Consider the following 26,853-nt stretch of genomic DNA (forward strand, 5'->3'; position numbering starts at 1 on the left):
TGCATGGGGTTAATCTAAAATCCAAATTCCAAAATTGATTCACCTAACGCCCACCTAAAATTTCCGAGATGGCGCTGACAATATCTAAATAAAAATTACCACTGACAGCGCGGAATAACTCAAATTTAGAACCAGGTGCGCCAAAAAATGGTCTTAAAAACCATCCTAATTGTACGCCGACAAACCCATATAAAAATAACCAGGATCTTAAAATAGTTGTGCGGGTTTTCTTTCCGACTTCATCTTGTTTAGAAAGTAACTGCATCCCTTCATAGAGAAACTTAATCCCAAAAATACCTGTGATACCAAAAATTAAGACATTTAACAGTTTAAAAAATTGGTAAGAATTGGGCGCAGTAATCATAAAAAATAGCGTCACGGGAGCCAAGCTAAATAACAGCACGCTAATTACTGATACAGCCGTGAGCAATACGACAAAATGCTGTTGGAAACTACTGCGAGAACCAAAAAGAACATTAAAAAAGAAGAGAGTAGGAAAACAAATTATCAGCGTTAATAAATAAAAAGCGGGAAGCTTGATTGCACTAGATAAAGCTTGTCCCCAACTGTGAGATGCGCCGATAATTGCGCCGTAAATTGCAAAACAAATAGAACTGGAAACAAACAAGGCGCTGGTTTTACTTTGTAACCTAATTCCCTGGCTAATTTCCTCTAAGAAACCTTGGCGATCGCGCAGTAAACTGATGAGAATCGCAAACTGTTGATTTTTGTAAGATGGCTTCTCAAGCATGTTGATAAATTTATTAAGTAAGTTGGTGTTAAAATTTGTCTTGAGGAGAAGGTAGATGGCAGCACTTCGACAAGCTCAGTGACTTGGCAGATGGTGAGAATATTGAGGTACTAAAGAAAAATACTCAATTATTCATCCCTAGCCCCTAACCCCTAACCCCTAGCCCCTAACGAATTCCTAAGAGATAACCGATAGCTTGTAAAACGCTGAGGTAAAAACTACCTTCTCTATCTCTAAATAGTTGAAATACAGAACCAGGTGTACCAAAAAAAGGCCTGAGAGTCCATCCTAATTGACTACCAACGAAAGCATACAAAAATAGCCAGGAAAAGATAATCTTCCGGCGTGTTTTGGTACTTTCATCATCATTTTGTTCTAATACCACGCTTGTAGCTTGATATAAAGAAGAAATGCCGATAAATCCAGTAAAGGAAAATATCACAACATTGAGTAAGATTAAAAATTGATAATTATTGGTAGTGATTAAGAAAAACAGCGTAATCGGTGCAAAGCTAAATAACAAGACACTCGTTACAGATACTGCTGTTAATACTAGGGCGAAATGCTGCCCGAAAGTGCGCTTGGAACCGAAAATAATATTAGAAAAATACAGCGTGGGTAAACAAATCAGCAGGGTAATTAAATAAAGCGCTGGTAGTTTTACTGCTGAAGATAAAGCTTGCATCCAGCTATGATATGCGCCAATAATACCGCCATAAATAGCGAGAAATAGGGAACTGCAAACCAACAGCGAAATGATTTTATTTGGTAATCTAATCCCTTGAGTAATTTCTTCTAAAAAATTTTGGCGATCGCGTAATAAGCCAATCAGGACTGTAAAGTATTTTATCCCTGAAGATTGTCGTTCAATCATCTTAATCCTCACACCAGTTTCTTGAGAAAAACGCGAGCGATCTTTCAGCAGATCGTCGCGTTATTAGTTTTGTTAAGTTAGCTGTTAACTTAATTTTCTTGATAATCCTTACCAGAGCCATATTTCCAGCCATCAACCAAACGACGCCAATAATATTGTTGTTGTTTTGGTAGAGACTTCACCCATGTTTCTAACATTGTACTCAAGGAAAACAAGGCAGTATAAACACTTAAATTAATGTAATGCACCAGCCAATCTAATAAATTTAGCAGACCGACTTGGGGAATTATTTTGGCAATTAATCCCGGATTTGCCAAAGCTGTTTTTACAAGTGTTTGAGTTAAGGCTTTAAACTGCACGATATCTTGCAAAAATGGCTTGAGTACGGGTGTACCTAACTTTTGCATTTCTGCAAACACAACTGCAAGCAGTTGGTTAATTTGCTCTGGCGGAATATTTTGATTTACACCTACACTCATCGCTTTTTGAAATAGCCAGGTAACAGCTAAACTTGGCTGATAAGGTTGGAGTAAACTCAACGCATTTGCAGATAATTGATCGGTTTGTAATGCTGCTTCAATCCCCAAAGTTAACCGTTTGAGGTGACGCACCATCGCCCCAAAACCACCAAAACTTAAAGGTGATTGACTACCGCTACTATCACCTACTGGGAGAATGCGATTCCAAGGAGTTTTGAGGGGACTTTGGCGATATGTAGGAAAGAAGCCATACAGTGCCCGTTGAAACTTTAACTGATTTAATTCCACACCCTGATATTCTGGTAAAAGGCGGAGATATTCGGCAAATAAATCTTCTAAACCTATACGTTGTGGGTGCGCATCCATGTAGGTAAACAAGTAAGTTGTTCTTCCATCCCTAGCGGGAAAAGCTTCCCAGAAGTACTGGCACTGATTCTGCAAGGATGTAAATGATAACAACAAGTCACCGGAGTTATTTTCCAGAAAACCTTGAGCGCAACTTCCCACAACTAAGCATAAAGCATCGGGTTTTTCTCCTTGACGGGCTTGCTGGGCAATTGGCGAAAAATGTCCCATCGCATCGATTAATAACCGAGTTTTCAGTTTGTTATTTACCATCACCCCATTGGGATGAACCACAGCTTCAGTTAACGGGGTGTTTTCCCACAATTCACCCCCAGCAACTAAAAATTTGCTTTTTAATGTGTCTAATAGATAAACAGGATCGACACCTATATTGAGAACATCCTCTACCCAAATTTCCGTACCACCTGGAAAGCTAACTCTAGCTGGGTTATATTCAGTAGCGATCGCTGTTTCTAATTCTTCATGAGTTAGCAGATTTAATTCTACAAACACCTCTAACTCTTGACGCGAGATATTCCACTCCTGTTCTCTACCCCGCAGCATCCCCCGTTCAATTAATCCGACTTTCACACCCCCAACAGCTAAAGCGCAGCCAATTAAAATTCCTAAAGTTCCACCGCAGACAATTACATCCCAGTCTACGCTATCTAAAAGTTGATTATTCTCCTTAACTACCGATGGGATTGGTGCTTTATCTGCTCTTAGGGATGCTAGAATGCGATCGCTTTTACGTAAACCAGCCATCACATCCCCTGGTAATTGGGAAAGAATATCTTCAGTGATGCTCATAAACCCTCTGTAATGCTTAACTTCAGCATAGAGGGTAAATGAAAAACTCCACCCACAAGGGGATGGAGTTTTTGGGCATTGGGAATTGGGCATGGGAAAGAACATACCAATGCCCTAGCGGCGGGGCGGCTATCCCTTTCCACCCACAAGGGGATGGAGTTTCCCGCCGCTTTCAATGGAATCTTCTTATATCTTTGCCAGATCAAAAGTCAACAGTCAAAAGTCCAATGAATCATGACAAATGACTAATGACTAATAACTAATGTTCTATCTTCAGTAGGGTTAAACCACGGATGTAACTTTGTTACCGTTATTTGTGACATAAAACAAAGAAAAATCACAAGCGGAGTTTGTAATGACATACACCCAAACTGGCGATCCAACTATCAAAGAACATGTTCAAGCTTGGCGACAATTAGATGTAGATCAACAACTGGCGTTGTTTTGGTTCATCTACAAAGAAATGGGTAAAGCAATCACACCAGCAGCACCCGGCGCTAGCACAGTTTCTCCAGAAATTGCTGAAGGTTTGTTTAATCAAGTTAAAGAACTATCTCACGAAGAACAACTACAAGTTCAACGGGATTTAATTAACAAAGTTGATACCCAACTTTCCCGCCAATATGGTTCTCTTGGCGAAACTACCAAGTTACTATTTTGGTATCGTTTATCTCAAGGTATGGATAACGGTACTATCATTCCCATACCTGATGATTATCAACTTCCCTCACAAGCTAAATCTTTGTTAGATAGAATTAAAAATCTAGCTTTTGAGCAACAAATTACCCTTTTCCGCGATTATGTTGCACCAATGGGTGCTGAAGCCAAAGCTGGCGCTGGGCTGTAAAATTAATTTTTTACTTCTGCTTTAGTACTTAACACAAAACAAGCTTCCTATAGCTTTACTATAGGAAGCTTATTATATATCGACTTACTTAAATAACGAATAGAAATAAGTCCACAGAAATTTTTTGCTCTCAATGGCGATCGCCATTTTTTTAATTGAAAAATTCTCACTCTATCTTAAATATTAAATTCCTCCATAACCTTGCTAAATTTAGGTTATATATCAATACAGTTCAGTTAGCGCCAAAAACATTAAGCTGCGTAGGTTGGGTTGAGGAACGAAACCCAACATTTCCAGGAGTTTGTTGGGTTTCACTTCGTTCAACCCAACCTACAATTATCCTTAACTGAACCGTATTGGGTTATATATTGGTTAAATTCCGTAAGAAATTGAATGAAATCTTGCTCAATAAATATACTCAAACAATTTAATAAATACCAATTTGAAAAAGAATGCGACAGATAAACAGACTTAAAATCTTGTCCAGTCTGAATTCTTAATTTTGAATTAATATAAGTATTTTTTCCTAAAAAATAAAATCCCCACATAATTGAATGTGAGGAAATACGTGTGAGTCGTTACATAAGTGTCCTACCAAACATGAGTTTAAAATTAGTCAATCAATTCAATATCTACCTAAAGCATTAATTAAAAAAATTGAAAGATTGGATTTACTTCTATTGTTTTAGCTGACAGACTAAGCCCGCATTTCTCACAAACAGTAGGGGCGGGTTCACAGATATGCTCGAATCATTCACGAATATTTCGCTCAACCCGCCCCTACTCTGGACTCTGAACTGAGGTTGCAATAATTGGTGAGAAATCCGGTTAAGGATTGATTAATAAGATAGGAGATATCAGAGTCAATATTTTTATGTACTAATTGTTACATATATATGATACTGACTATTTAAGCCTTTAGATAGATAGTTAAATATACCAAATGGACGAATCGAATTTACGGTTAGCAGGACAATAATATATATTGCTGGTATATTACTTTTTAGCCTACCCTGGGGTAACTCAGGGTTTTATATTGCCTAAAAGTAGATTCATGTAAGTGTAAAGAAATATTACAGAATCTCGCTAAATATTTGCTTCAGGTTGGGGTGCGTTTCCAAAGCGTCAGCATATTTCTTAACACAAGCTTTGTTAGTTTCAGTAGCATCACGGGAAAGATAATACCAGTCTGGCCAAGGTATATATTATGATTACGTTTTTTTACCTACTCCAGGCTGGCGATCGCTAATTCTGGAGATTAGGTATGATAGAAAATTTAATCCACTTAACTAAGCAAAATACAGATGCAATGGTAGACATAGTATTTGGATTTTACTTGGATGGAGACGCTATCGACAGGCAACAAATCGAACGAGAATTAATAGACTTAGGGACTAAACATAAGCTAGAGAATGGCAGAGAATTAGTCCAGAAGTTGCGAAAATTAGCAGCAGATAGAGGATTATAGCAGGGCATTGGCAGAGGAATAATAAACAATCGGTGTAGATAACCTACACCGATTGCTAATACATTTGAATTAAACATTCTATGTGTCTTATGCCAATGCTGAAGCCTGTGGTTTTGCAAAAATCATGCGTCCTGCTGTAGTTTGCAAAGCACTGGTGACTACAACTCTTAGTTCACCGCCTACATAACTACTACCTTCTTCCACAACTACCATTGTGCCATCATCTAAGTAGCCAATTCCTTGGCTTGGTTCTTTCCCTTCCTTGAGAATTTTCAAGTCTAGGTTATCACCAGGTAAATAGGTGGGACGGACAGCGTTAACTAAATCGTTGACATTCAATACTGGGACTTTCTGCACGCTAGCGACTTTTGATAAATTGTAGTCGTTAGTTAGCAGTGTGGCATTGATTTCTTGGGCAAATCGCACCAGCTTGGCATCTACTGTGGGAATATCTTCGTAATCTGCTGGGTTAATCAGAATGCGATCGGGATAAGCTTCTTTAATGCGGTTGAGAATTTCTAGTCCTCGTCTTCCCCGTACCCGCTTTTGGTCTTTGCTAGCATCGGCTACTTGTTGCAGTTCTTGCAAAACAAACTGTGGGACAATAATTTGTCCTTCCAGAAAGCCGGTTTCTAAAAGTGCTTCAATCCGACCATCAATAATGCAGCTAGTGTCCAAAACTTTCGTATTGGCAGGTTTGAGAGTTCCTTCCGCTACCATAGTTTCTACGGTGTTGGGATTAATAAATCGCAACAAACCTCGCCCGTGAGTATCAGCCAAATTCATCCCGGTCACAGACAGAATAATACTGCCGACCACTGCCACTAAAGGCTTAATAAAACTAAAATCCGTAGGGATAGGTAACAAAAATAGCGGGGCTAGCATGAGGTTGGCTAACAATAGCCCGATTACCAAACCGATCGCTCGCGTTAAAATCATTTCCAGAGGCATTTCTCTGACTTGTGCTTCTAAGCGACGATATGTAGTTTGGAAACTCAGCCCCACTGCACCGCCAATAATAGAGGCAAAAACGGCAACAACTAAGCGTAAAGCTTCGAGATTTGTTACCCGGTCTAGCGAACCATTAGGTAGTAGTTCAATGCTATAGAACCCTATTCCTGCTGCTGCTAGGATAAATGAGAGAATAATAATTGCATCTAGCATGGTTGTATGGTTTTCCTGCAACTGTATTAACCGACAGAGTGTAAGTAATTTTTATTTCATCGGCAAATTAGATTGATAAATGTTTACTTAACTCTAGGGGTTTAAGCAGGCAATATCTGCAAATATTATAACGAAATAGTTTTACCTTCATATTCTTAATTGTTTTGTTGTAAAACGATAAAACTTGTAAATAAACTACTAATTTTTATTGTCGGTAATTCTTTGGATGATTAATTTTAATATTTTTGACAATGGATAAAAAACTTAATTTGTATAGTATTGCCAGTTCTGCTTACGTGCATATTCCTTTTTGCAGACGCAGGTGCTTTTATTGTGATTTTCCGATATTTGTTGTGGGCGATCGCGCGCGTGGGGAAACATCGGGTACTATCTCTCAATATGTGGAACTGCTAATTCAAGAAATCAGCATCACCCAGTCGTTTGGTCAACCTTTAAAGACAATTTTCTTTGGTGGTGGTACTCCTTCCTTATTGGCGGTAGACCAGTTACAGCAAATATTAGCAGCACTTGAAAGGCGTTTTGGGATTTTACCAGGGGCGGAGATTTCAATGGAAATCGATCCTGGGACGTTTGATTTAGCACATATAGCTGGTTATCGCAGTTTGGGGGTAAATCGAGTCAGTTTAGGCGTACAGGCGTTTCAAGCAGAGTTACTCAAAGTAGCAGGGCGATCGCATACAATTGCAGATATTTTTGCAGCTGTAGAGTTAGTCCGCAAAGTCGAGATACCCGAATTGAGTTTAGACTTAATCTCTGGGTTACCGCATCAGTCTTTAGGAGATTGGCAAGATTCATTAACAAAAGTAGTGGCGATCGCGCCTACCCACATCTCAATTTATGACCTTACCATTGAGCCTGGTACAGCTTTTGGGCGTTACTACCAACCCGGTGCGAGTCCCTTACCCACAGATGAAACCACAGTCCAAATGTACCAAATGGCACAGCAAGCTTTAACATCTGCTGGTTACGAACATTACGAAATCTCTAACTACGCTCAACCAGGTCATCAATGCCAACATAATCGAGTTTATTGGGAAAACCGTCCTTATTATGGTTTTGGTATGGGTGCGGCTAGCTACATTGACGGAAAACGCTTCACTCGTCCCCGGAAGACTAAAGAATATTACCAATGGGTAGAAGCAGGTTGCGTAGTCGATTGTGAAGTCACAGCAACTAATGAAGTTTTATTGGAAACTTTTATGTTGGGACTACGTCTAGCAGAAGGGATGAGTTTAGCAGCCTTAGCCGTGGAATTTGGAACCGAGAAAGTAGAACAGATATATCAATTTTTACAACCCTATTTTGATAAAGGTTGGGTAGAAATTGTTAATGGCAGATTGCGTTTAACCGATCCTCAAGGCTTTTTATTTTCTAACGTAGTTTTAGCAGAATTATTTGCCGAATTTGGTGAATGAACAGCGAAGCTCATGAGCAAAATAAACCTATTAATCGCTGCAATTACATAGGTAAATATCATAGTTAAAAAGCTCATGAACATAGTTCATATTTAGCTTTTTCTCAGTTCAATATATTGTTTTTTAATCGACATATTCAGCCGTTGAATGATTATATTCAATGGCTCTTTTTAATTGCTGATAAGCTGCACTGCGATCGCTATTTTTTTGACATTTTCATGAGAATTTACTCATATTTCCTTAATTATATTATCATCAATTACTGTTTAAAATTAATTTAAGGTAAAGTTAATAAAAAGTTCGCAATCGCTTTTTTTACTAGGATGCAAACCAAGTAAAAAAAATGAACCAAATAGAGCATAAAAAAGCAATGAAAATAGATGGCAATGAGCTTAATGGCACCACAATTAAACAACAATTAGCTAAATTTTTACAATATTTTCGCCGCGCAAATCCTGGGCACAAGAAATCACTAATGGCACTGTTTTTAACATCTATATCTAGTGTTATAGTATTTTTTCCTGATGACTTATCTATCAAAGGACGGGTGACTGTATTTGTATTTCTGCTGACTGTAATTTTGTGGTCAACAACTTCAATTAATGCTGGTTACATCGCCCTATTTTCAGTACTTTCACTGCTGTTAACTGGATGTATTTCCCAAGAACAATTTTTTGCATCTTTGGGTTCAGACGTTATCTGGTTAATGATAGGTGCATTTATTTTGGGAAGCGCAGTTAAGCAAACTGGTTTAGCCACCAGACTAACTCAAGCAGTCGCAGCTAAAGCCCACAATATTAGTAGTTTATTTTGGTTGCTAACTACAGTCTTAATTCCCCTATCTTTTTTGATTCCCTCTACCTCTGGACGTGCTGCTGTCACCCATCCAATTTTTCGCAGCATCGCCAATACCATAGAGGATAGACGTACCCGTCGCGCTCTAGCATTGTTGATGCCTTCGATTATCTTAGTATCTACAATTGCTTCCTTAACTGGTGCCGGTTCTCATTTAGTGGCTAAAGATTTATTAGCAGAAATTTCTGGAAAAGATATATCTTTTAGCCAGTGGTTAATTTACGGCTTACCCTTTGGAATTGTCGCCAGTTATGCGTCTTGTTGGGTAATCATGGGCTTATTTCTCGACAAAAAACGCTGTCAACAAAAGTTAAATGTTGAATGTTTACAACCAACACCTCTATCTCTACCCGAACGCAAAACATTATTCATTGTTTTATTCATGTTGCTGCTGTGGATTACCGAACAATGGCATGGTTTAGAAATTGCTACCGTCACCATCATCGGAGCCATGATTCTTACTGCACCTAATCTTGGTGTCATTAAGTGGAAAGATGCAGTCAAAGATGTTTCTTGGAATCTGATTATTTTTGTCGGTGCAACCTTGGTTTTAGGACGTGCATTAATTAGTTCTGGTGCATCGGAATGGATTATTGAGCATGTCTTTCGCTTCAGTGAAATCAACAACGCCAATTCTCAGTTTCTCATTCTGCTACTGCTCACGATCATTAGTCTAACTTCTCACATTTATATGACTTCCCATACAGCCAGAGCCGCAGCTTTAGTTCCTCCCCTGCTGTACCTCGCTAGCAGTCTCGATATCAATCCCGTTGCTGTCTTATTTCTTAGCACCTTAGGAATGGACTATTGTCTCACCTTCCCTGTCAGTTCCAAAGCGCTGATGGTTTATCAAGACGCAGACACAGATGGTTTTAAACCAACAGATTTACTCCGGCTAAGTTCAGTGATGATTGTCATTCACCTCGCTTTAGTTCTCTTATTTTATTACACCTGGTGGCGTTGGGTAGGTTTATCCTTCTAAGTCAACAATTGTGGAATTTTCAATTATGAATTGCTGACTCCCTACTCCCGATTTAATAACAAAAAAAGCGGCTGGATTGCCGCAGGAAATTATAATGACACTAAACATTCTCATCGCTCCTTCTGGATTTAAAGAAAGTCTTGATGCAGAACAAGTAGCTGATTGCATAGCTACAGGTATCGCTAGAGTTTTACCCGATGTGAATATTTACAAAGCACCCCTAGTAGATGGCGGTGAAGGCTTTACCAAAACCTTAGTAGCTGCTACAGGCGGGACATTACATCATCTACAAGTAACTGGCCCTGTGGGACAACAAGTACCATCTCACTTTGGCTTTTTGGGTGGAACCACGAAAAAAACTGCTGTCTTAGAAATGGCTGCTGCGGCTGGGTTGCGCCTTGTACCCGCCGATATGCGTAATCCTATGATGACAACTACCTACGGTGTAGGGGAGTTAATCAAAGCAGCCTTAGATGCTGGTGCAGAACGCATTTTAGTTGGTTGCGGTGATTCTGGGACTAATGATGGTGGTGCGGGAATGGCTCAAGCCTTGGGTGTCAAGCTATTGGATGAAAATGGCGAGGAGTTAGGTTTGGGTTGTGGAGAATTAATTAAACTCAAACACATTGATTTTTCTGAGCGCGATTCGCGTTTAAATCAAGTCCAAATAGATGTGGCTTGTAACTGGCATAATGTCCTTTGTGGTGACAAGGGTGTAGCCAGAGTTTTCGGCCCGCAAAAAGGCGCATCTCCAGCCACAGTAGAAGCAATGGCTTCAGCACTAGAACATTACGCCGCAGTCATCAAAACAGATTTAAATATGGACGTGCGACTCATCTCAGGTGGTGGTGCTTCCGGTGGTTTAGGTGCAGGTTTACATGCTTTAATTGGCGCTAAATTACACTCACGCTATGATATCGTCATGCAGTATTTGGAATTAGATAATCTGATTCCCAACGCTGATTTAGTGATTACAGCAGAAGGCTGCATTGATTTTCAGACCCCACGCGGTAAAATTCCTGCTGAAGTAGCCAAGCGTGCCAAGCGTTATAATTTACCTGTAATTGCCCTAGTGGGAACTATTGGTGAAGGTGCAGAAATTAATTTCCAACAAGGAATTGATTATTTTAATAGTATTTTGACTCATCCTTGTCAATTGAGTGAAGCTCTTTCTCAAACTGCAACCTTGTTAACAAATGCTGCTGAACAGGTAGGACGGTTGCTATTAGTTGGTCGGCAAATTAGCAGTTTTAAAAATCCAAAATTCAATATGCCATACCAAAAACCAGCAACAAAATTCAAAACTAGAGCTAGTTACCTGGCTAGTTGCAATAATCTGTAATTAGAAGTTTTAGCAAGTTTTATTTTACTTTGAATATACCTGCTTCCAAGTAATCCATATAGGTAGGGGCACAATAATATTGTGCCCTTATAATAATATCTAATCGAATCACAAAATTTTCATTGGCTGTAAACACTAACAGCTAACAAATGACAAGACCAGCACAGTTAAAATTATGCATAACCAACCAGAACAATTTGCTAGTGATAATAACTCGGGAATTTGTCCAGAAGCTTTAGAATACATGCTGCAAGCCAATCAAGGGAGCGCTCCTGCTTATGGTAACGATGTATGGACGCAAAAAGCTACGGATTATTTTCGCGAACTTTTTGAAATAGATTGCGAAGTATTTTTTGTTTTTAATGGTACAGCTGCAAATTCCCTCTCTTTAGCTGCACTTTGTCAGTCATACCACAGCGTTATCTGTCATGAAACATCCCATATAGAAACAGATGAATGTGGCGCACCAGAGTTTGCTTCTAACGGTTCTAAGTTACTATTAGCTAAAGGTGAAAATGGCAAATTAACGCCAGAAGCGATAGCGGCGTTAGTTACCAAACGTACTGATATTCATTATCCCAAACCCAAAGTAATTAGTATTACTCAAGCAACTGAATTAGGTACTTTGTATACAAAAGAAGAACTTTTAAGTATTAAAGAAACTGCCCGTAAATATAACTTAAAGATTCACATGGATGGCGCGCGTTTTGCCAATGCAGTCGCTGCTATGAATCAAAGTCCTGCTGATATTACTTGGAAAAGTGGTGTCGATGTGCTGTGTTTTTGTGGCACAAAAAATGGTATGGCTTTAGGCGAAGCGATTATTTTTTTTAACAAAGCTTTGGCAGAAGATTTTGATTATCGGAGCAAACAAGCAGGGCAATTAGCTTCCAAAATGCGGTTTATTTCTGCGCCTTGGTTGGGATTATTAGAAACTGGGGCATGGCTAAAAAATGCTCGCCATGCAAATCAATGTGCTGCCTATTTAGAAGAAAAATTATTAAATATAGATGGCGTTGAGATGATGTTTCCCAGAGAAGCTAATGCTGTTTTTGCGAAATTACCAGAACAGGTAATTCAAATTTTAAAAGATAAGGGTTGGCAGTTTTATACATTTATTGGTGTCGGAGGAGTCCGTTTTATGTGTTCTTGGAATACTACATTAGCGAGAATTGATGAATTAGTGAATGATATTAATTTGGCGTTGAGCAAATAGGTTTATTAATTTATGATTATTGGTCTTACTTATCTGGCTTTTTTTGGTGTCATGGACGAGGTGATCATAATAATTGTCTGACTTCGGTAGGATAACTATGGTAGGTATCGAAAAATTATCATGAAGGTTGACTGTAGGGAAGAAATTATATTTGCTAGCTAGAGTGAAGCTTTCCTATGCCAAAATGAAAGTAACTAATACCTTAAGGTGAGCGATCGCTCTGAAAGCTAGATAAAGGATTGACCTGAGCAATGGCAGACGAAACCAATCAAAATCAAGCGGGAGAGGTAGCTCCCACCACCGATGAACCAGTAGCGACAAGCCTCCCTACTGCCAACACGCCAGATCCCAAAGCAGCAAACCCAGAAACTAACCCTAATGCTGCTAAAACCACCACTGCACCCAAGCGCGAGAAACCCGCCGCTAAAGCAGATGGAGAAGAAAAACCCGCTGCTAAAGCCGCTGCTAAAAAAGAAAAAGCCCCAACAGTGGAAGATAAGCCGTTTGTAGAGTTCATCCAGCAAGAATACTTACCTGCTGTGCAAAAGGCGATTACACAGCAAGGTGTCTCAGATTTACAGCTATCTTTTGCGAAACAAAAAGTACCCATCACTGGCTTTGAATCCGCAGAAGAATGCTGGCAATTGGTAGGTAGTTGGCAAAATGGTTTTCGCCAATTTAACCTTTATTTTCCTGATGAAGATATTCAAGGGAAAAAAGGATTTTCTTGTAATGAAGGCAAGAAACCTAGCACTCTTGAATCCTTCTTAATTGATGAACGGAAAATCACTCTTGACTTGTTGGTATTTGGTTTAGTACAACGCTTAAATGGTCAAAAATGGCTAGGTAGAAATTAGTCATTTATTGGGCATTGGGCGTTGGGCATTGGGCATTGGGCATTGGGCATTGGTCAATGGTCATTTAGTATTTAGACAACTGACAACTGACAACTGACAACTAAATTTAAAGCTCATGAAAATGATAGGTAACGGCTCCAGTGATGGGGTCGTTATCTATTCTGACGTACCCTGATTTAAACATTTCCTTGAGGCTCTTTTCTACTTCCGCAAAGCTGACTCCTGTTGCTTTCACACCTTGGGTAACAGTGAGAGTACCTCCATTTTTTTCTGCGGCTTCGATGAGTTTCACCATGAGTTGGTTAGCAGTAGGACGATAAGTTGATGTTGAAACTACTGGCTGGTTTAGCGGTACGCCATAGGGAGATACTCCGGCTTTGAGTCTGAGTTTCTGTTCGTATTCGTCTACCATCCGCGGAATGAGAAACAAATCCACGAACTGTCCCACACCACATAAACCACCGCTAAATAACCACAAAAAACCGGTTAAGATTTTGCCATTGTATAAACGGTGCAGTCCTCCGATGCCTAAAAAACCTACTGCACATAATAGGTAAGAAGTAATTAGAGGATTATTGTTACTACGATTAATTTCGTTTCTGAAGATTTCAGCTAAATTATTTAACTGAAATGTATTGGTCTGGCTATAGCTGCGAGGGTTATTTTTGGGTAAAGACGCTGCATAGGGATTAGCAATTTGTTTTTGCACAAATTTGCCATAGTCTTCTACATCGGCGCGCGTTCCTTGGAAGGGATTACCGTGATTAACCTCCTGACACAACCTGTTAGCATTGTTGATCCGAAACCGCGCCTCGTAGCTGAGATTGCCATACTTTTGCATCAAATCGATTAATTCTTGCCAGTTTAGCGCTTGTCGGTCTTGCAGTTTGCTATAAGTTTCCGCCTCAATTGCAGAATTTGCTGCTAGCCATTGCCGAAAATAGTCTGCCAAAGCACCGTGAAAACTAACCAAAGCATAACCCAGTAATTCCGGGTCGTTGCCAGCTTTTTGGAGTCGCTCCCAGCCTATGCGCAGCTTATCCGAATAATTACTCATTTATAATTTTTTACTATGGTTGTCCTACAAAAATTTTACTGTTTCGCTCAGGTGGATTTGTGCCATTGCACTAGGGGGTCGGATCGTGTCTTTACCTATGACATAGACTAGCGATCGCCAATTCTGGGTTCCGGTAAGATTGAAGTATTGTTGCAACTCTTAACGTTTCTTCTACCTGTTTTGATCCAGCAGCTTGGTAGACTGAATTTTATACGAATGGTTTATCGAAAAATTGCGTCAAAACCCCGTCCTAAAAGGATGAGTTTGATGTGGTACATTTTGGATTAAGAATACCGCAGGGCTTGCGGGAAGGTAAAACCTAAAGTCTGTGGAGCGAACATAAGACCGAAAAACGCTTCGAGCGTTGAGGCAGTTGCGAAATACCCGTAAGGCTTGCCTTGAGCGTAGTCGAAAGGGAAAGAAGCAGAAACCTAAGTCGTGAGTCTTAGGAATCACCGTTGCTTAAGCCACGGTGAGGATGTCAATGTCATCTAGTTGCGCCTTAAGAAAGCCAAATCCTTGGCTTTCTGGTGTACTCAAGATAATAAAGACAAAAGAGAAATTAAGACATGGTAGATTCCCTCAAAAAACCAGGCTTTGACGAATTGCGACCAGGGATTAAAGTCCCCGCAAAAGAAACACTTTTAACACCCCGGTTTTATACCACCGACTTTGATGAAATGGCGCGGATGGACATCTCCGTCAATGAAGACGAGTTAATAGCCATTCTCGAAGAGTTTCGTGCAGACTACAACCGCCATCATTTTGTTCGGGATGCCGAATTTGAACAATCCTGGGATCATATTGATGGGGAAACTCGCCGTTTATTTGTTGAATTTCTAGAACGTTCCTGTACAGCCGAGTTCTCCGGCTTTTTGCTGTACAAAGAACTGGGACGGCGCTTAAAAGATAAAAGCCCTGTTTTGGCTGAATGCTTCAACTTGATGTCACGGGATGAAGCGCGTCATGCTGGCTTTTTGAACAAAGCAATGTCAGACTTTAATCTCTCTTTAGATTTAGGGTTTTTGACAAAAAGTCGCGCTTATACCTTCTTTAAGCCGAAATTTATTTTCTACGCTACTTATCTTTCAGAAAAAATTGGTTACTGGCGCTATATCACCATTTACCGCCATTTAGAAGCGCATCCAGAAGACCGGATTTATCCAATTTTCCGCTTCTTTGAAAACTGGTGTCAGGATGAAAACCGTCATGGTGATTTCTTCGATGCAATCATGAAATCCCAGCCGCAAATGCTCAACGATTGGAAAGCTAAGCTATGGAGTCGCTTCTTCCTATTGTCAGTATTTGTCACCATGTACCTCAATGACATCCAGCGCCAGGACTTTTATGCGTCTATTGGCTTGGATGCGCGGGAATACGACATCTATGTCATCAAGAAGACTAATGAAACAGCAGGAAGAGTCTTCCCGTTGATGTTGGATGTAGATCATCCAGAATTTTATCAGCGCTTGGATGATTGTGTAGAGAAGATGGCAAAATTAAATGCGATCGCTAACTCCAACACTCCGAAATTCCTGCAATTTTTCCAAAAGTTGCCCGTTTTTGCCTCCCTTGGTTGGCAGATGCTAAAGTTATACCTGATTAAACCGATTGATGCGGTTTCTGCTCAAGGTATGGCTCGTTAATTGATAACGGTTTTGCTAGTTTTTTAGTGGTTCTGTGGGAACACAGAGCCACTTTTTTTGTGCGGATACCTGACTTCTCAAAAAATTGGGGATCTATTGAATAAGTACTTAGAAGTGTAGCAATCCCAAAACCCTTGCGATTGCTACGCTTCGACAACGCTCCGCGAATGCGTCTACACTTCACTTCGTTCTGTACTCTGCGAGAAGGCGTTCCGCCAATGCAATGACAAATGTATATTTAATTTTGCATGACTAATTACCGGTTTAATTGTCGCCAAAGGGGAAATCCCGCCCGTACATTTAAAATTTGTATATTTATTTGGAATTCCTAAATTACCCTCAAGGGTAATATTCGGATTTGGGTAAAAATAGTTAAGTTAAAAAGTAGGGAAAATGTCAATAATAAAAATATTTATGGGTCAAATATATAGATAAAAAACTATGTCTAATATCAATAAACCTTATCTAGGATGGGTAATCACAATCGCCTTATTATTAGGTAGTGGTATAGCAATTTTTGCTAACCGGACATTATTTTTGAATTCATCCAACCAGGAACTAACAGCCGCTAGGAAAAAGTGGGAAGCACAAAGTATTAATCATTATCAAGTAACTCTCAATTATCCTAACCATAATTGTCAGCAAGAGGTAGAAATTAAAGATAACACAGTAATTGCTGTGAAGAAAAATACTTGCCAAACAATTCCTTTGAAAACAATTACCCATTTATTCACAGAGATAGAATCGGCAGTTAATGCGGAAAAATGCGGCCCCAATGGCTGCGCTTGCGACGGGCCAGTGGGTATAGATGCTAACTACGATCATAAATATGGATATCCAATTAAATTTGAATTTAAACTCAAGCCTGAACAGCGCTGGCAATATTTTGATTACTGGAAAAATCAATTGTCTGGGGGTTATTGTACCTTAGTTGGCTTTGTGGGTCACAAAGTTGAGGTGAGCAGCTTGACAACGATTAGATAATGAGAAGAAATCACAAATAACACTCTTAATAGTAACAATAAAGTAGTAGGATTAATTTTGAGAAATAAGCGTAAGGGGGAAAGTATATGCTCCAAAAAATCGTTATTATTGGAGCAGGCCCGGCTGGACTTTTACTTGCCCATTATTTGTTGCGTCGGGGCAAGTATGACGTTGAAATTTACGAGCAACGTTCCGATCCGGGTTTGGTGAATGGTTCGCCAGAACGTACTTTTCCCATCTCACTTCAGGAACGGGGGAGAAAAGCCATCCGCTCAATTGCAGGTTTAGAAGAGGCGATCGCAGCTGCTAGCGTATTCTGCAATGGAACTAAAATGTATCGCCAGTCAGGTAAAACTCGTGAGATCCCTCGTTCAGTACCAATTCTCACTATCGATCGCAATCGTCTGGCGACAATTCTCTTGGAGCATTTGACTAAAACCTACTCTGGCGAAAAACTCAAGGTTAAATTTGGTTGTCAATGCTTGCAAGTGGATCGGAAAGCTAAAACTGTGATGTTGCAGCCAGCACAGGGCGAGGCTTTTACTCTAACTTATGATCGCTTGGTAGCAGCAGATGGGGCGCGATCGCGGATTCGAGAATATTTAGCCCAAGATGCAGGTTTGCATTGCGAACAAAGCTATGTATCTGATGCCTATAAAACAGTAATGCTACCGCGATTTAATCCGGCACTGGGTTTAGAGTTGGAAGCCGACAAACTCCATGCATGGAATCTCAACAAAACTCGGATGATGATGGTACCCCAACCAGGCGATCGCCTCAATGGAGTGATTATTTTTGATGCCCAGCAAAATCCTCTAGCAGAATTATCTAGTAAAGAGGAGGTATTAGCATTTTTTAAAGCTAAATTTCCCCTTGTGGGGCAATTAATGTCACTAGATGAGGCAGAAGCCTTATTACAGCGTCCGGTGGCGCGGTTGGTAACCGTAAGTTGCGATCGCTTTTATGAGGGCGATAGTATTTTGGTCATTGGTGATGCGGCTCATGCAGTATCCCCATCAATTGGGCAAGGCTGCAATGCTGCTTTAGAGGATGTACTAATTTTTGAGCAGTTTTTGGCACAGTATCAAGATGATTGGGCGCAAGCTTTACCTGCCTTTTCTGCGCAACGAGTTCCTGAAGCCCATGCATTGAGGGAATTGTCTGATTACTCGTTACCACCCACCAAAATTTTAAGAATTGAGTTTATCTTCCGGTTGATGACGGGTAAACTCCTCCATAAATGGTTTCCGCAGTGGGTGACGCCATCTATATTCGATTTGCTACAAGATGAAAATTTATCTTATTCCCAGGTGTTGAGTCTGAGCCAGGGTTGGATTAACAAAGTCAAGCGATCGCGCTCGCAAATCTCATGATAATTCGCCATTTGCAATTAATACATTTTAGATTAGATGTAGCAAAACTATGAACAATTTATATTAATATGACCCATGATTATGCCAATAAAGACATAGAATCATTAGTCATTGGTAAATGGCAATATGAATATGAAGGTTTTTCCTATTATGAAGAATATAAGAAAGATTTTACTTATGAAATAACGGTAAAAGGACAAAACTTAATTACCATGTCAGCCCTCGGTATATTAGGTTCAAAGTTTACGGGACGCTGGTATTTAAAAGATAGGACATTGCATCTCAGGCATAAGCGCCAGCCCAATTCATCCTTAAGTTCAGATTTCCTAAGCTTCAAAACCCCATTTGCTGATATTTTCCACAAAATTCCTCTGCTTCCCAATATCGATAAACGGGAGATATTTTCTATCGATAAAAAACATATGTCTATTCAAGTTAAGCGTAATTCATACATAATTATCTTTCGTGAAAGTTGAAAGCAATTAAACGAATTTGACTGAAAGAAACGCCAAAAAATACAATTGTGAGTTGTCGGTACGAGGTTTTCCCATCTCTACAAGTTTCAGCGCGTTCTCCATACCAGGCTCATCGGGAGCAAAATCCGGAAAATTAGCGTCATTTACAGAAATAGTTACCAATATTGTAGATATATAGAAATGAAGAAGGCCTTATTACATAAGCTGCCATTGTTATTGACATTCTGCCTATTTACTAGCTTATTACCTGCTTCTGGATCGGTTTTCTGTTCTGCATCTGCCTATGACGACTACAAAAGAACAGGTAGAGATTATGGCACAGATGGTAGTAAAGGTAGCGATGGGCGACCTGGTAGAACTGGTCGCAACGGTGAAAACCAAACTATTTTTGTGGATGGTTCGCCTGTCAATCTTGATTTATCAGGTCAAAATGGTGAGGATGGTGAAGACGGTCAACGAGGCGATCGCCCTTACTGTCGTAATCAACCAGATGATGTATCCCACGATATCCATGCACCGGATGGCGGTGATGGTGGTAGAGGTGGTAGAGGCGGTGATGGGGGAAATGGTGGTTCCCTGACTGTCTATTACAATAACTTGGAAGATTTACGCAAAATTTCTATCCGTGCAACTGGCGGTGAAGCTGGACGCGGTGGGCGGGGTGCTAACGGCGGTCAAGGTTGTAATTGTCGCCGCCGTAGATGGGAAATTAAAACTTGTACGGGAACTCCTGGTAGCTCTGATTACAAGTGTACGGAAAAAACCTATAGATGCCATGACGGTCAAGATGGGCGTACTGGCGATGATGGTAGCGATGGTAATAGAGGTAGCTTAGGAACTTTAAGTATTATCAAAGGTAAAGAATCCTTAGCTGGTGATACTCCCACTTTAAAAGTAGCAGTTGCGGAATTGCCAACAAAGCAATTCAACCTTTCTAAGAATAAGTGGAATATCAAGACAGGGGCTACTGCTTTACTTGCGCCTGGTTCGGCGATCGCGGATCAATACCGAGAATTTGACCAACGCTTGGAAGGAACTTTTCAACTAGTTTGGCAAGATAGGCAACCAATCGCCAGCTTTGCTAATCAAGTTGCCACTTTGACTTTAAATGATAATAAACAAGTTGAAGTTATTTTTGCAGAAGATTTATGGGTTGACGGTAGCAGTAAAACTGAGGCGAACTTGACTACCTTTACAGTGAATAATGCAATTGCTAAAAAGGATGTGACACGTTTAGCAGTAGCAGAATTTGCTGGTGCAGAACAAAATTTAAATTTAAAAATAGTAGATTTAGCCGCCAAATCTCATGCCCTGCAAACTCAGTTTCGCGTTAAATTCCGGGCACAAGATAATTCTTCCGGTTTATCTGATTTCCGCACTGTATATGAAGGCGATATCCCCGCCGAATTTGTGACTCGCGATTATAATCGTTTTATTCTCGCCTTAGGTAAACTACCAATTCCCGCAGCTGCCCTCAATCCTGGGGTCAACGTTGATATTGAAGTCGTCGCCACTCGTTCCTTAGGAGGACGTTCAGCCAAGCAAAGCATTAATTGGCAAGGTCAGATTCGTAGAAGATAGGATTTGTTGACGGTTGACAACTAACAACTGACCACCGAGCACTGACTAATTATTGAAATATTTTATATATATGGCTCAGAAATATTACCAAATCTAAATTATGATTTTAGTTATTAATTATTTATTTAGATTTGTATGTCGCTTCCTGTTCTGACTCAGCGCGTTCGCAGTCTGTGGCAGCCAAGAAGAGGTTTAGCGATCGCCGAAGCATCTGTTATCGGTCTTGTTGCTGCCTTATCGGCGGTATTTCTGAAAGTGGGATCGGGATGGTTGGGTACGTGGCGAGTCCATAGTACCCAAATGTTACCAGCATGGGTGGCTTTACCATTGGTGGGTATGGGTTTTGGGTTTCTCTCTGGCTGGTTGGTGCAGCGCTTAGCACCGGAAGCTTCCGGGAGTGGGATTCCCCAAGTAAAGGCAACCCTGGCTAATGTACCGATGACGCTGTCTTGGCGCGTGGCGGCGGTGAAGTTAATCAGCGCCATTATTGCTTTAGGTTCGGGGATCACCTTAGGGCGACAAGGCCCGACTGTTCATGTCGGTGCAGGTTTGGCGGCCGGTATGAGTCGTTGGGTTCCCACCTCCCCAGATCACCGCCGACAGATGATTGCTGCGGGTGCGGGTGCAGGTTTGGCGGCTGCGTTTAATGCGCCTATCGCTGGTGTATTGTTTATTGTCGAAGAGTTACTCCAAGATTTATCAGGAATCACTCTCGGTACTGCTATTATTGCCTCGTTTATTGGTGGGGTAATATCTCGGTTGTTGGGCGGACGCAGTCTAGATTTGAATTTGCCTTTAACCGAATCCATTAGTCAATTTTCCCTGCCGGAAATTCCCTTTTTCTTACTTTTAGGTGTCTTAGCAGGGTTATTAGCTGCCTTATTTAATCAAGGTCTAGTTTTTAGTATTAAAATTTACCGGAGATTACATGTCAGTTTACCGCTACGAGTCGCCTTAGCTGGTTTTATCTCTGGCTGCGTCGTGGCAATGCTGCCACCATCTTTCCGTGATAATACAGGGCTGAGAGAATATTTAATTACTGGACAAGCTAATGCTTTATTAGCGGCGATCGCCTTTGTCTCCCAATTCGTTCTCACCTTGGTAGCATTTGGTTCTGGCGCGCCGGGAGGGTTGTTTGCGCCCAGCCTCATCTTGGGTTCCTGTTTAGGCCATATTATCGGTGTGTTTGAGTCCCAACTTTTGGGCGGAGGTTCACACACGACCTACGCCTTAGCGGGAATGGGGGGATTTTTTAGCGCTGTTTCTAAAGTCCCAATTACGGCAATTGTGATTGTCTTTGAAATGACTACAGATTTTAACCTGGTGCTACCTTTGATGATCGTCTCTGTAACTTCTTACTTAGTAGCAGAGAAGGTTGTACCAGGTTCGCTGTATGAAAAACTTTTAAAGTTAAACGGTATTACCTTAGCTGCAAACGTTCCTGTCGAAGGCATCATGACCACCTTAACAGCTAACGAGGTGATGCAACAACGAGTAGAAACTCTTGATGTGGAAATGACTAGTGATGAAGCCATCCAAGCATTTTCTCGTTCCCACCATCGGGGTTTTCCCGTAGTTGAAGAAGGTAAATTAGTCGGAATTATTACCCAATCGGATTTACTCAAAATCCGCGATCGCAACTTACCCAACGATACTGCGATTAGAGAAGTGATGACCCCCAAACCAATCACAGTGACACCACAACACAATCTGCGGAACGTGTTGTATTTACTCGATCGCTATCAAATTAGCCGCTTACCAGTAGTAGAAGGACGAAAACTCATTGGGATTATTACCCGTGCAGATATTATCCGCGCGGAAGCCGACCATCTCAATTGCGAGAATGCGACTATGGGGCCGCAACCTGAACCTTCTTATGTAGTTTATCAAACGCGATCGCCCAATATTGGCAGAGGCAGATTATTAGTTACAGTTGCAAATCCGGAAACAGCCGGGACTTTATTACAAATGGCCGCAGCCATTGCCCGCGATCGCCATTATGAAATAGAGTGTGTCCAAGTTATCTTAGTATCGCGCCACAGTTCGCCCACAGAAACCGAAGTCAGAACTGCAAAAAGTCGCCGCTTACTCAGACAAGCCGAAGTCTTAGCGAAAAAGTGGAAAATTCCCCTACATACACAAATTCGTGTTGCTCACGATGTCGCCCAAGCAATTTTAGAAACAATCAACGAACGACACATTGATTTAATTTTGATGGGTTGGAAAGGTAACACATCTACCCCAGGGCGGATTTTTGGCACAGTCGTCGATACTATTATTCGCCAAGCTACCTGCGATGTTGTCTTAGTCAAATTAGGTCAACAGTCAACAGTCAACCATCAGTATACTTTTAACCGTTGGTTAGTACCAATGGCTGGCGGCCCCAATGCAACGATGGCGATTAAATTACTCCCCGCTTTGGTGACATTAGGGAACGATCCGCAAATTCGCCTCACGCGGGTATTTAAACCATCGGAGTTAGCACCAGACATGACAGTTTTAGAACAAGCTATTCGTCAGCTAATTCGCCGTCGTAAGTTATCTAGTACTGTAGTTGCTTCCCCAGTTAAAGCTGATTCTGTTTCCCAAGGTGTAATTAACCTCGTGAAAACCGAAGGCTATGATGTAGTAGTTTTAGGTGCTTCGCGAGAAGGATTACTACAACAAGCAATTCAAGGTAACATTCCCGAAGCGATCGCTTCTGGTGTAGAAAGTACAGTAATTTTGGTGCGAGGTGCAGTGAATAGTTAGTGCATAGTGCGTAAATTTGAGCCTTTCAGGCTGACACTTGCACCTTTTCACAAGAAATATCTCTAAATAGCTAAGCTAATGCGCGTCTAAATTGCATAACTACTCATAAGGGCTGTCAACTGTCAACAACCCTCACGATGGATTGTGCAACTTAAAAACAGAATAGCCTATCATGAACTGCGTAAAACTTTCTTCCCCGTTAACCGTCAACATTCTACTGTTGGTTGCACATTGCGAATTTTTGTGTAGAATGATAATCGTTATCAAAAAGCCTATAGCATTAACCAGCAACCATGACTAACATAGCCACAAATATAGCAACCGACACCGAAATAGTTGCTATTCCTAAGCGAGGAATGCCAGTTACAATTATTACAGGATTCCTCGGTAGTGGAAAAACAACGCTGCTTAACCAAATTCTCAAAAATAAGCACGATTTAAAAGTAGCTGTCCTGGTTAACGAATTTGGTGATATTAACATTGATAGTCAGTTGCTCGTATCGATGGATGAAGATATGGTAGAACTGAGCAACGGCTGTATTTGTTGTACCATTAACGATGGATTAGTTGATGCTGTTTATCGCGTTCTCGAAAGAGAAGAACGTATAGATTATCTAGTAATTGAAACTACTGGTATTGCCGATCCTCTGCCAATCATCCTGACATTTTTAGGTACAGAACTGAGAGATTTAACGCAGCTAGATTCTATCATCACCGTAGTAGATTCTGAGGCATTTACCCCCGAACATTATGACAGCGATGCGGCATTAAAACAAATTACTTATGCCGATGTTATTTTGTTAAATAAAACTGACTTAGCAACAACAGAAAAGGTAGAAGATTTAGAAGCTTACATTAAGCAACAAAAACCCCAAGCCAGAATTCTACACACTCAATTTGGTGAAGTAGCATTACCCTTAATTTTAGATGTTGATTTAACGCCAGTAAATGAGTATACTGCCCAACTAGTAGACGAAAGCGAACATCATCATCATCATCACGACCATGACGACCATGACGACCATCATCACGAGCACAAACATCACTCTCACCACATAGAAAATGAGGGATTTGTAGCCATATCTTTTCAGAGCGATCGCCCCTTTGATGTCCACAAATTTGAAGATTTTCTCACAGAAAAGCTACCAGAAAATATTTTGCGCTCTAAAGGTTTACTTTGGTTTAATGATAGTGACTTAAGGCATATTTTCCAACTCAGTGGAGCGCGTTATCAATTACATGCAGATGAATGGACATCTCCACCGAAAAATCAGTTAGTTGTCATTGGTAGAGAGTTAGATAGGAGCCACATTAACTCTCTCCTAAATGCATGTTTAGCGTGAGCATTTTAGAACCCCAACTTCTTTAAGAATCCGGGGTTCTGGAAGAAAATCAGAATTTTGTAACAACCAGCAATCAATTTATCAACAATGACTTTATCAATTCCTCCCGAACTAATCTCCGCTTCTCAAGAAATGCTAGCTTTACGCAATCAGCAATTACCCAATGTTACAGAATCAGAAATGATTCAAGCCGTGCGTACCTTGTTGATTGGTTTAGGAGAAAATCCCGACCGTGAAGGGTTAAAAGATACGCCCAAAAGAGTTGTCAAAGCCTTACAATTTCTCACCAAAGGATATCATGAATCCTTAGATGAACTGTTAAATGGGGCAGTGTTTACCGAAGATGCTAACGAAATGGTGTTAGTCAGAGACATCGATATTTTTAGCTCTTGCGAACACCATATATTACCAATAATTGGTCGCGCCCATGTAGCATACATTCCTAATGGTAAAGTCATCGGATTATCAAAAATCGCCCGTATTTGTGAAATGTATGCACGCCGTTTACAAGTTCAAGAACGTCTAACTTTACAAATTGCAGATGCATTACAAGGTTTACTCCAACCCCGTGGTGTAGCAGTGGTAATCGAAGCAACCCACATGTGTATGGTGATGCGTGGTGTACAAAAACCTGGTTCTTGGACTGTTACCAGTGCGATGCGCGGAGTATTTGCAGAAGATCCTCGCACTCGTCAAGAATTTATGAATTTGGTACAACACAATCCGAAGTTTTAAGTTGACTGTTGACTGTTGACTGTGAACTGTCAACAAACTGTAGGGGCGGGTTTTGTGAAATTTTCATACCGAAAACAGATATGTCGGTTAAACCCGCCCGTACAACAATAGTCATGGAATATTTTTTTACTTGTAAGACCTTAACTCGTCATCAATCATGAATTACTTTAAACTATTATGATAATCATTATCATAATTTAAAAAAACAAATGCAAGATACTCCACCATCCATACCCCAAACAATTGACCTAGCAATTATTGGTGCTGGCCCTCACGCTTTAACGTTGGTAACGCACCTGTTACAAAAACGCCAAAATATCAGGGGTAAATTTTTGGTATTTGACCCTAGTGGTACATGGATGACTAATTGGGAACGCCAATTTGCAGCTTTAGAAATTCCTCATTTACGTTCCCCCGCAGTTCATCATCCTGACCCCAATCCTTTCGCGTTGCGGAAATTCGCAGAATCTCGTCCTTGTGAATTATTCCCTCCCTATGATTTACCAGGAACTAAGTTATTTGGGGATTTTTGTCAGGATGTAATTTCCCGCTTTTCCTTACCACACCAAGTAATTCCTTTGAAGGTGATGCGCATTGAACCGCTGCGTCATCTGATTCGTCCCCGCTTGCGTTTGTGGTTGCAAAATGGACAATCAATTGTGGCGCGACGGGTAGTATTAGCAACAGGTACCGCTAAATTAAACTTCCCCGACTGGGTGAAGGAAATTGAGCAATTGTATCCTCAAGATAGGCTTTGTCATTCCCAAACCGTAGATTTACGTAAATTACGCTTCATGGGAGAGAAAGTCTTAATTATTGGTGGTGGTTTAACCAGCGGACATTTAGCCGTGGGTGCAATTTCCCGTGGTGCAAAAGTTGATTTAATGATGCGCAGACAGTTACAAGAAAAATTATTTGATGCGGAACCAGGGTGGTTAGGGCCGAAGTATCTCAAGGGATTTTTTGCAGAACCAGATTATGCACAGCGCTTTACCATGATTAAACAAGCGCGTAATGGTGGTTCTATGACACCAGCAATGGGAATGCAATTGCGGCGACAGGTGCGTCATGGTAACCTCAAACTTGATGAAAATTGTCAAGTAGTTAAAGCTGAGTGGTTGGGTGAGAATTGGCTAGTTAAATGTAGTGATGGTAGTCAGCAAGAATATAGTAGAATTTGGCTTTCTACTGGTACTCACTTTGATGCTACATCTGAGCCATTATTACAAGAAGTTTTGCAAGCTTATCCAACTCCGATAGTTAAGGGTTTACCAGTTTTAGATGAATATTTGCGTATTCCCGGTTCAGAATTATTTATCATGGGTGGGTTAGCAGCTTTACAAGTAGGCCCAACCGCGAGAAATTTGTCAGGCGCAAGAATGGCGAGTGAAAAGATTGTTCCCGCAATTGTCAAGCCGAGTCTGGCGCTGTCTCACTTGAAAAGTGCTTAATTTTTTTAAACCAATAAAAACGATTATCAT

General features: G+C 40.7%; 22 protein-coding genes. 16 read left to right on the forward strand and 6 right to left on the reverse strand.

Annotated elements, in window-relative coordinates; translation table 11 throughout:
* Positions 1-43: 43 nt before the first annotated feature.
* The 4 genes from H6G41_RS10190 to H6G41_RS10205 form a co-directional block, all read right to left on the reverse strand.
* Positions 44-751 carry an actin-binding WH2 domain-containing protein gene (locus H6G41_RS10190; RefSeq protein ID WP_190746079.1) on the reverse strand — a complete coding sequence of 236 codons (708 nt, stop codon included), beginning with the start codon at positions 749-751 and terminating at the stop codon, positions 44-46.
* Positions 752-917: 166 nt separating this feature from the next.
* Complete coding sequence (locus H6G41_RS10195) at positions 918-1,625, reverse strand: actin-binding WH2 domain-containing protein (protein ID WP_096643113.1); 708 nt, start codon at positions 1,623-1,625, stop codon at positions 918-920.
* Between the two features lie 89 nt (positions 1,626-1,714).
* A complete protein-coding gene (locus tag H6G41_RS10200) occupies positions 1,715-3,259 on the reverse strand; it encodes an FAD-dependent oxidoreductase (protein ID WP_190746081.1) in 1,545 nt (514 codons plus the stop codon).
* Positions 3,256-3,465, reverse strand: coding sequence for a hypothetical protein (locus H6G41_RS10205; RefSeq protein WP_190746083.1), 210 nt, complete (start codon positions 3,463-3,465; stop codon positions 3,256-3,258). The genes H6G41_RS10200 and H6G41_RS10205 overlap by 4 nt, the downstream gene beginning before the upstream one ends.
* 149 nt (positions 3,466-3,614) lie before the next feature.
* Here H6G41_RS10205 and H6G41_RS10210 point away from each other — a divergent pair, with 149 nt between their 5' ends.
* Both H6G41_RS10210 and H6G41_RS10215 read left to right on the forward strand, forming a co-directional pair.
* Positions 3,615-4,106 carry an orange carotenoid protein N-terminal domain-containing protein gene (locus H6G41_RS10210; RefSeq protein WP_190746085.1) on the forward strand — a complete coding sequence of 164 codons (492 nt, stop codon included), beginning with the start codon at positions 3,615-3,617 and terminating at the stop codon, positions 4,104-4,106.
* Between the two features lie 1,264 nt (positions 4,107-5,370).
* Positions 5,371-5,574 (forward strand): hypothetical protein, encoded by a 204-nt coding sequence (locus H6G41_RS10215; protein ID WP_190746087.1) that lies wholly within the window; start codon positions 5,371-5,373, stop codon positions 5,572-5,574.
* Positions 5,575-5,661: 87 nt separating this feature from the next.
* Here H6G41_RS10215 and H6G41_RS10220 read toward each other — a convergent pair whose 3' ends face one another.
* Positions 5,662-6,738: a PIN/TRAM domain-containing protein gene (locus H6G41_RS10220; RefSeq protein WP_190746089.1), complete on the reverse strand. Its 1,077-nt coding sequence runs from the start codon at positions 6,736-6,738 to the stop codon at positions 5,662-5,664.
* A gap of 251 nt (positions 6,739-6,989) precedes the next feature.
* Between H6G41_RS10220 and hemW the strand changes: the two genes are divergently transcribed.
* From hemW to H6G41_RS10245, 5 genes are all read left to right on the forward strand, one after another.
* Positions 6,990-8,174 carry a radical SAM family heme chaperone HemW gene (gene hemW / locus H6G41_RS10225; protein ID WP_190746092.1) on the forward strand — a complete coding sequence of 395 codons (1,185 nt, stop codon included), beginning with the start codon at positions 6,990-6,992 and terminating at the stop codon, positions 8,172-8,174.
* Between the two features lie 343 nt (positions 8,175-8,517).
* Complete coding sequence (locus H6G41_RS10230) at positions 8,518-10,011, forward strand: SLC13 family permease (protein WP_242037870.1); 1,494 nt, start codon at positions 8,518-8,520, stop codon at positions 10,009-10,011.
* A 94-nt stretch (positions 10,012-10,105) separates the two neighbouring features.
* Positions 10,106-11,353, forward strand: coding sequence for a glycerate kinase (locus H6G41_RS10235; RefSeq protein WP_242037871.1), 1,248 nt, complete (start codon positions 10,106-10,108; stop codon positions 11,351-11,353).
* A 175-nt stretch (positions 11,354-11,528) separates the two neighbouring features.
* Complete coding sequence (locus H6G41_RS10240) at positions 11,529-12,569, forward strand: low specificity L-threonine aldolase (protein WP_190746093.1); 1,041 nt, start codon at positions 11,529-11,531, stop codon at positions 12,567-12,569.
* Positions 12,570-12,820: 251 nt separating this feature from the next.
* Positions 12,821-13,426: a DUF2996 domain-containing protein gene (locus H6G41_RS10245; protein WP_190746094.1), complete on the forward strand. Its 606-nt coding sequence runs from the start codon at positions 12,821-12,823 to the stop codon at positions 13,424-13,426.
* 106 nt (positions 13,427-13,532) lie between these two features.
* Here H6G41_RS10245 and H6G41_RS35040 read toward each other — a convergent pair whose 3' ends face one another.
* Complete coding sequence (locus tag H6G41_RS35040; RefSeq protein ID WP_374939419.1) at positions 13,533-14,018, reverse strand: TM2 domain-containing protein; 486 nt, start codon at positions 14,016-14,018, stop codon at positions 13,533-13,535.
* A gap of 1,034 nt (positions 14,019-15,052) precedes the next feature.
* Here H6G41_RS35040 and acsF point away from each other — a divergent pair.
* The 9 genes from acsF to H6G41_RS10295 all read left to right on the forward strand — a co-directional run bounded on the left by acsF (position 15,053) and on the right by H6G41_RS10295 (position 26,823).
* Positions 15,053-16,129 (forward strand): magnesium-protoporphyrin IX monomethyl ester (oxidative) cyclase, encoded by a 1,077-nt coding sequence (gene acsF / locus H6G41_RS10255; protein ID WP_190746095.1) that lies wholly within the window; start codon positions 15,053-15,055, stop codon positions 16,127-16,129.
* A gap of 441 nt (positions 16,130-16,570) precedes the next feature.
* Positions 16,571-17,113: a DUF6174 domain-containing protein gene (locus H6G41_RS10260; RefSeq protein ID WP_190746096.1), complete on the forward strand. Its 543-nt coding sequence runs from the start codon at positions 16,571-16,573 to the stop codon at positions 17,111-17,113.
* A gap of 86 nt (positions 17,114-17,199) precedes the next feature.
* Positions 17,200-18,486, forward strand: coding sequence for an NAD(P)/FAD-dependent oxidoreductase (locus H6G41_RS10265; protein WP_190746097.1), 1,287 nt, complete (start codon positions 17,200-17,202; stop codon positions 18,484-18,486).
* Between the two features lie 68 nt (positions 18,487-18,554).
* A complete protein-coding gene (locus tag H6G41_RS10270) occupies positions 18,555-18,962 on the forward strand; it encodes a hypothetical protein (protein WP_190746098.1) in 408 nt (135 codons plus the stop codon).
* Positions 18,963-19,142: 180 nt separating this feature from the next.
* The gene (locus tag H6G41_RS10275; RefSeq protein WP_190746099.1) at positions 19,143-20,543 is read left to right on the forward strand and encodes a collagen-like protein; all 1,401 of its coding nucleotides are present in this window, start codon (positions 19,143-19,145) and stop codon (positions 20,541-20,543) included.
* Positions 20,544-20,678: 135 nt separating this feature from the next.
* On the forward strand, positions 20,679-23,294 hold the full coding sequence (locus H6G41_RS10280; RefSeq protein WP_190746100.1) for a chloride channel protein: 2,616 nt from the start codon (positions 20,679-20,681) through the stop codon (positions 23,292-23,294).
* 293 nt (positions 23,295-23,587) lie between these two features.
* Positions 23,588-24,637, forward strand: a complete 1,050-nt coding sequence (locus H6G41_RS10285) for a GTP-binding protein (RefSeq protein ID WP_190746101.1) — start codon at positions 23,588-23,590, stop codon at positions 24,635-24,637.
* Positions 24,638-24,724: 87 nt separating this feature from the next.
* Positions 24,725-25,372 (forward strand): GTP cyclohydrolase I FolE, encoded by a 648-nt coding sequence (gene folE / locus H6G41_RS10290; RefSeq protein WP_190746102.1) that lies wholly within the window; start codon positions 24,725-24,727, stop codon positions 25,370-25,372.
* A 209-nt stretch (positions 25,373-25,581) separates the two neighbouring features.
* Positions 25,582-26,823, forward strand: coding sequence for an FAD/NAD(P)-binding protein (locus H6G41_RS10295; protein ID WP_190746103.1), 1,242 nt, complete (start codon positions 25,582-25,584; stop codon positions 26,821-26,823).
* The last annotated feature ends 30 nt before the right edge of the window (positions 26,824-26,853 follow it).

Origin of the sequence: Tolypothrix sp. FACHB-123 (assembly GCF_014697075.1) — a bacterium.
In the GTDB taxonomy this organism is placed as follows: domain Bacteria; phylum Cyanobacteriota; class Cyanobacteriia; order Cyanobacteriales; family Nostocaceae; genus Aulosira.

Bases quoted from the DNA above. Each gene is read 5' to 3' on its own strand.
- H6G41_RS10280 (WP_190746100.1), top strand. From the start codon at position 20,679: ATGTCGCTTCCTGTTCTGACTCAGCGCGTTCGCAGTCTGTGGCAGCCA.
- hemW (WP_190746092.1), top strand. From the start codon at position 6,990: ATGGATAAAAAACTTAATTTGTATAGTATTGCCAGTTCTGCTTACGTG.
- acsF (WP_190746095.1), top strand. From the start codon at position 15,053: ATGGTAGATTCCCTCAAAAAACCAGGCTTTGACGAATTGCGACCAGGG.
- H6G41_RS10245 (WP_190746094.1), top strand. From the start codon at position 12,821: ATGGCAGACGAAACCAATCAAAATCAAGCGGGAGAGGTAGCTCCCACC.
- H6G41_RS10285 (WP_190746101.1), top strand. From the start codon at position 23,588: ATGACTAACATAGCCACAAATATAGCAACCGACACCGAAATAGTTGCT.
- H6G41_RS10240 (WP_190746093.1), top strand. From the start codon at position 11,529: ATGCATAACCAACCAGAACAATTTGCTAGTGATAATAACTCGGGAATT.
- H6G41_RS10235 (WP_242037871.1), top strand. From the start codon at position 10,106: ATGACACTAAACATTCTCATCGCTCCTTCTGGATTTAAAGAAAGTCTT.
- H6G41_RS10200 (WP_190746081.1), bottom strand. From the start codon at position 3,259: ATGAGCATCACTGAAGATATTCTTTCCCAATTACCAGGGGATGTGATG.
- H6G41_RS10220 (WP_190746089.1), bottom strand. From the start codon at position 6,738: ATGCTAGATGCAATTATTATTCTCTCATTTATCCTAGCAGCAGCAGGA.
- H6G41_RS10295 (WP_190746103.1), top strand. From the start codon at position 25,582: ATGCAAGATACTCCACCATCCATACCCCAAACAATTGACCTAGCAATT.
- H6G41_RS10230 (WP_242037870.1), top strand. From the start codon at position 8,518: ATGAACCAAATAGAGCATAAAAAAGCAATGAAAATAGATGGCAATGAG.
- H6G41_RS10270 (WP_190746098.1), top strand. From the start codon at position 18,555: ATGACCCATGATTATGCCAATAAAGACATAGAATCATTAGTCATTGGT.
- H6G41_RS10190 (WP_190746079.1), bottom strand. From the start codon at position 751: ATGCTTGAGAAGCCATCTTACAAAAATCAACAGTTTGCGATTCTCATC.
- H6G41_RS10265 (WP_190746097.1), top strand. From the start codon at position 17,200: ATGCTCCAAAAAATCGTTATTATTGGAGCAGGCCCGGCTGGACTTTTA.
- folE (WP_190746102.1), top strand. From the start codon at position 24,725: ATGACTTTATCAATTCCTCCCGAACTAATCTCCGCTTCTCAAGAAATG.
- H6G41_RS10275 (WP_190746099.1), top strand. From the start codon at position 19,143: ATGAAGAAGGCCTTATTACATAAGCTGCCATTGTTATTGACATTCTGC.
- H6G41_RS10210 (WP_190746085.1), top strand. From the start codon at position 3,615: ATGACATACACCCAAACTGGCGATCCAACTATCAAAGAACATGTTCAA.
- H6G41_RS10215 (WP_190746087.1), top strand. From the start codon at position 5,371: ATGATAGAAAATTTAATCCACTTAACTAAGCAAAATACAGATGCAATG.
- H6G41_RS10195 (WP_096643113.1), bottom strand. From the start codon at position 1,625: ATGATTGAACGACAATCTTCAGGGATAAAATACTTTACAGTCCTGATT.
- H6G41_RS10260 (WP_190746096.1), top strand. From the start codon at position 16,571: ATGTCTAATATCAATAAACCTTATCTAGGATGGGTAATCACAATCGCC.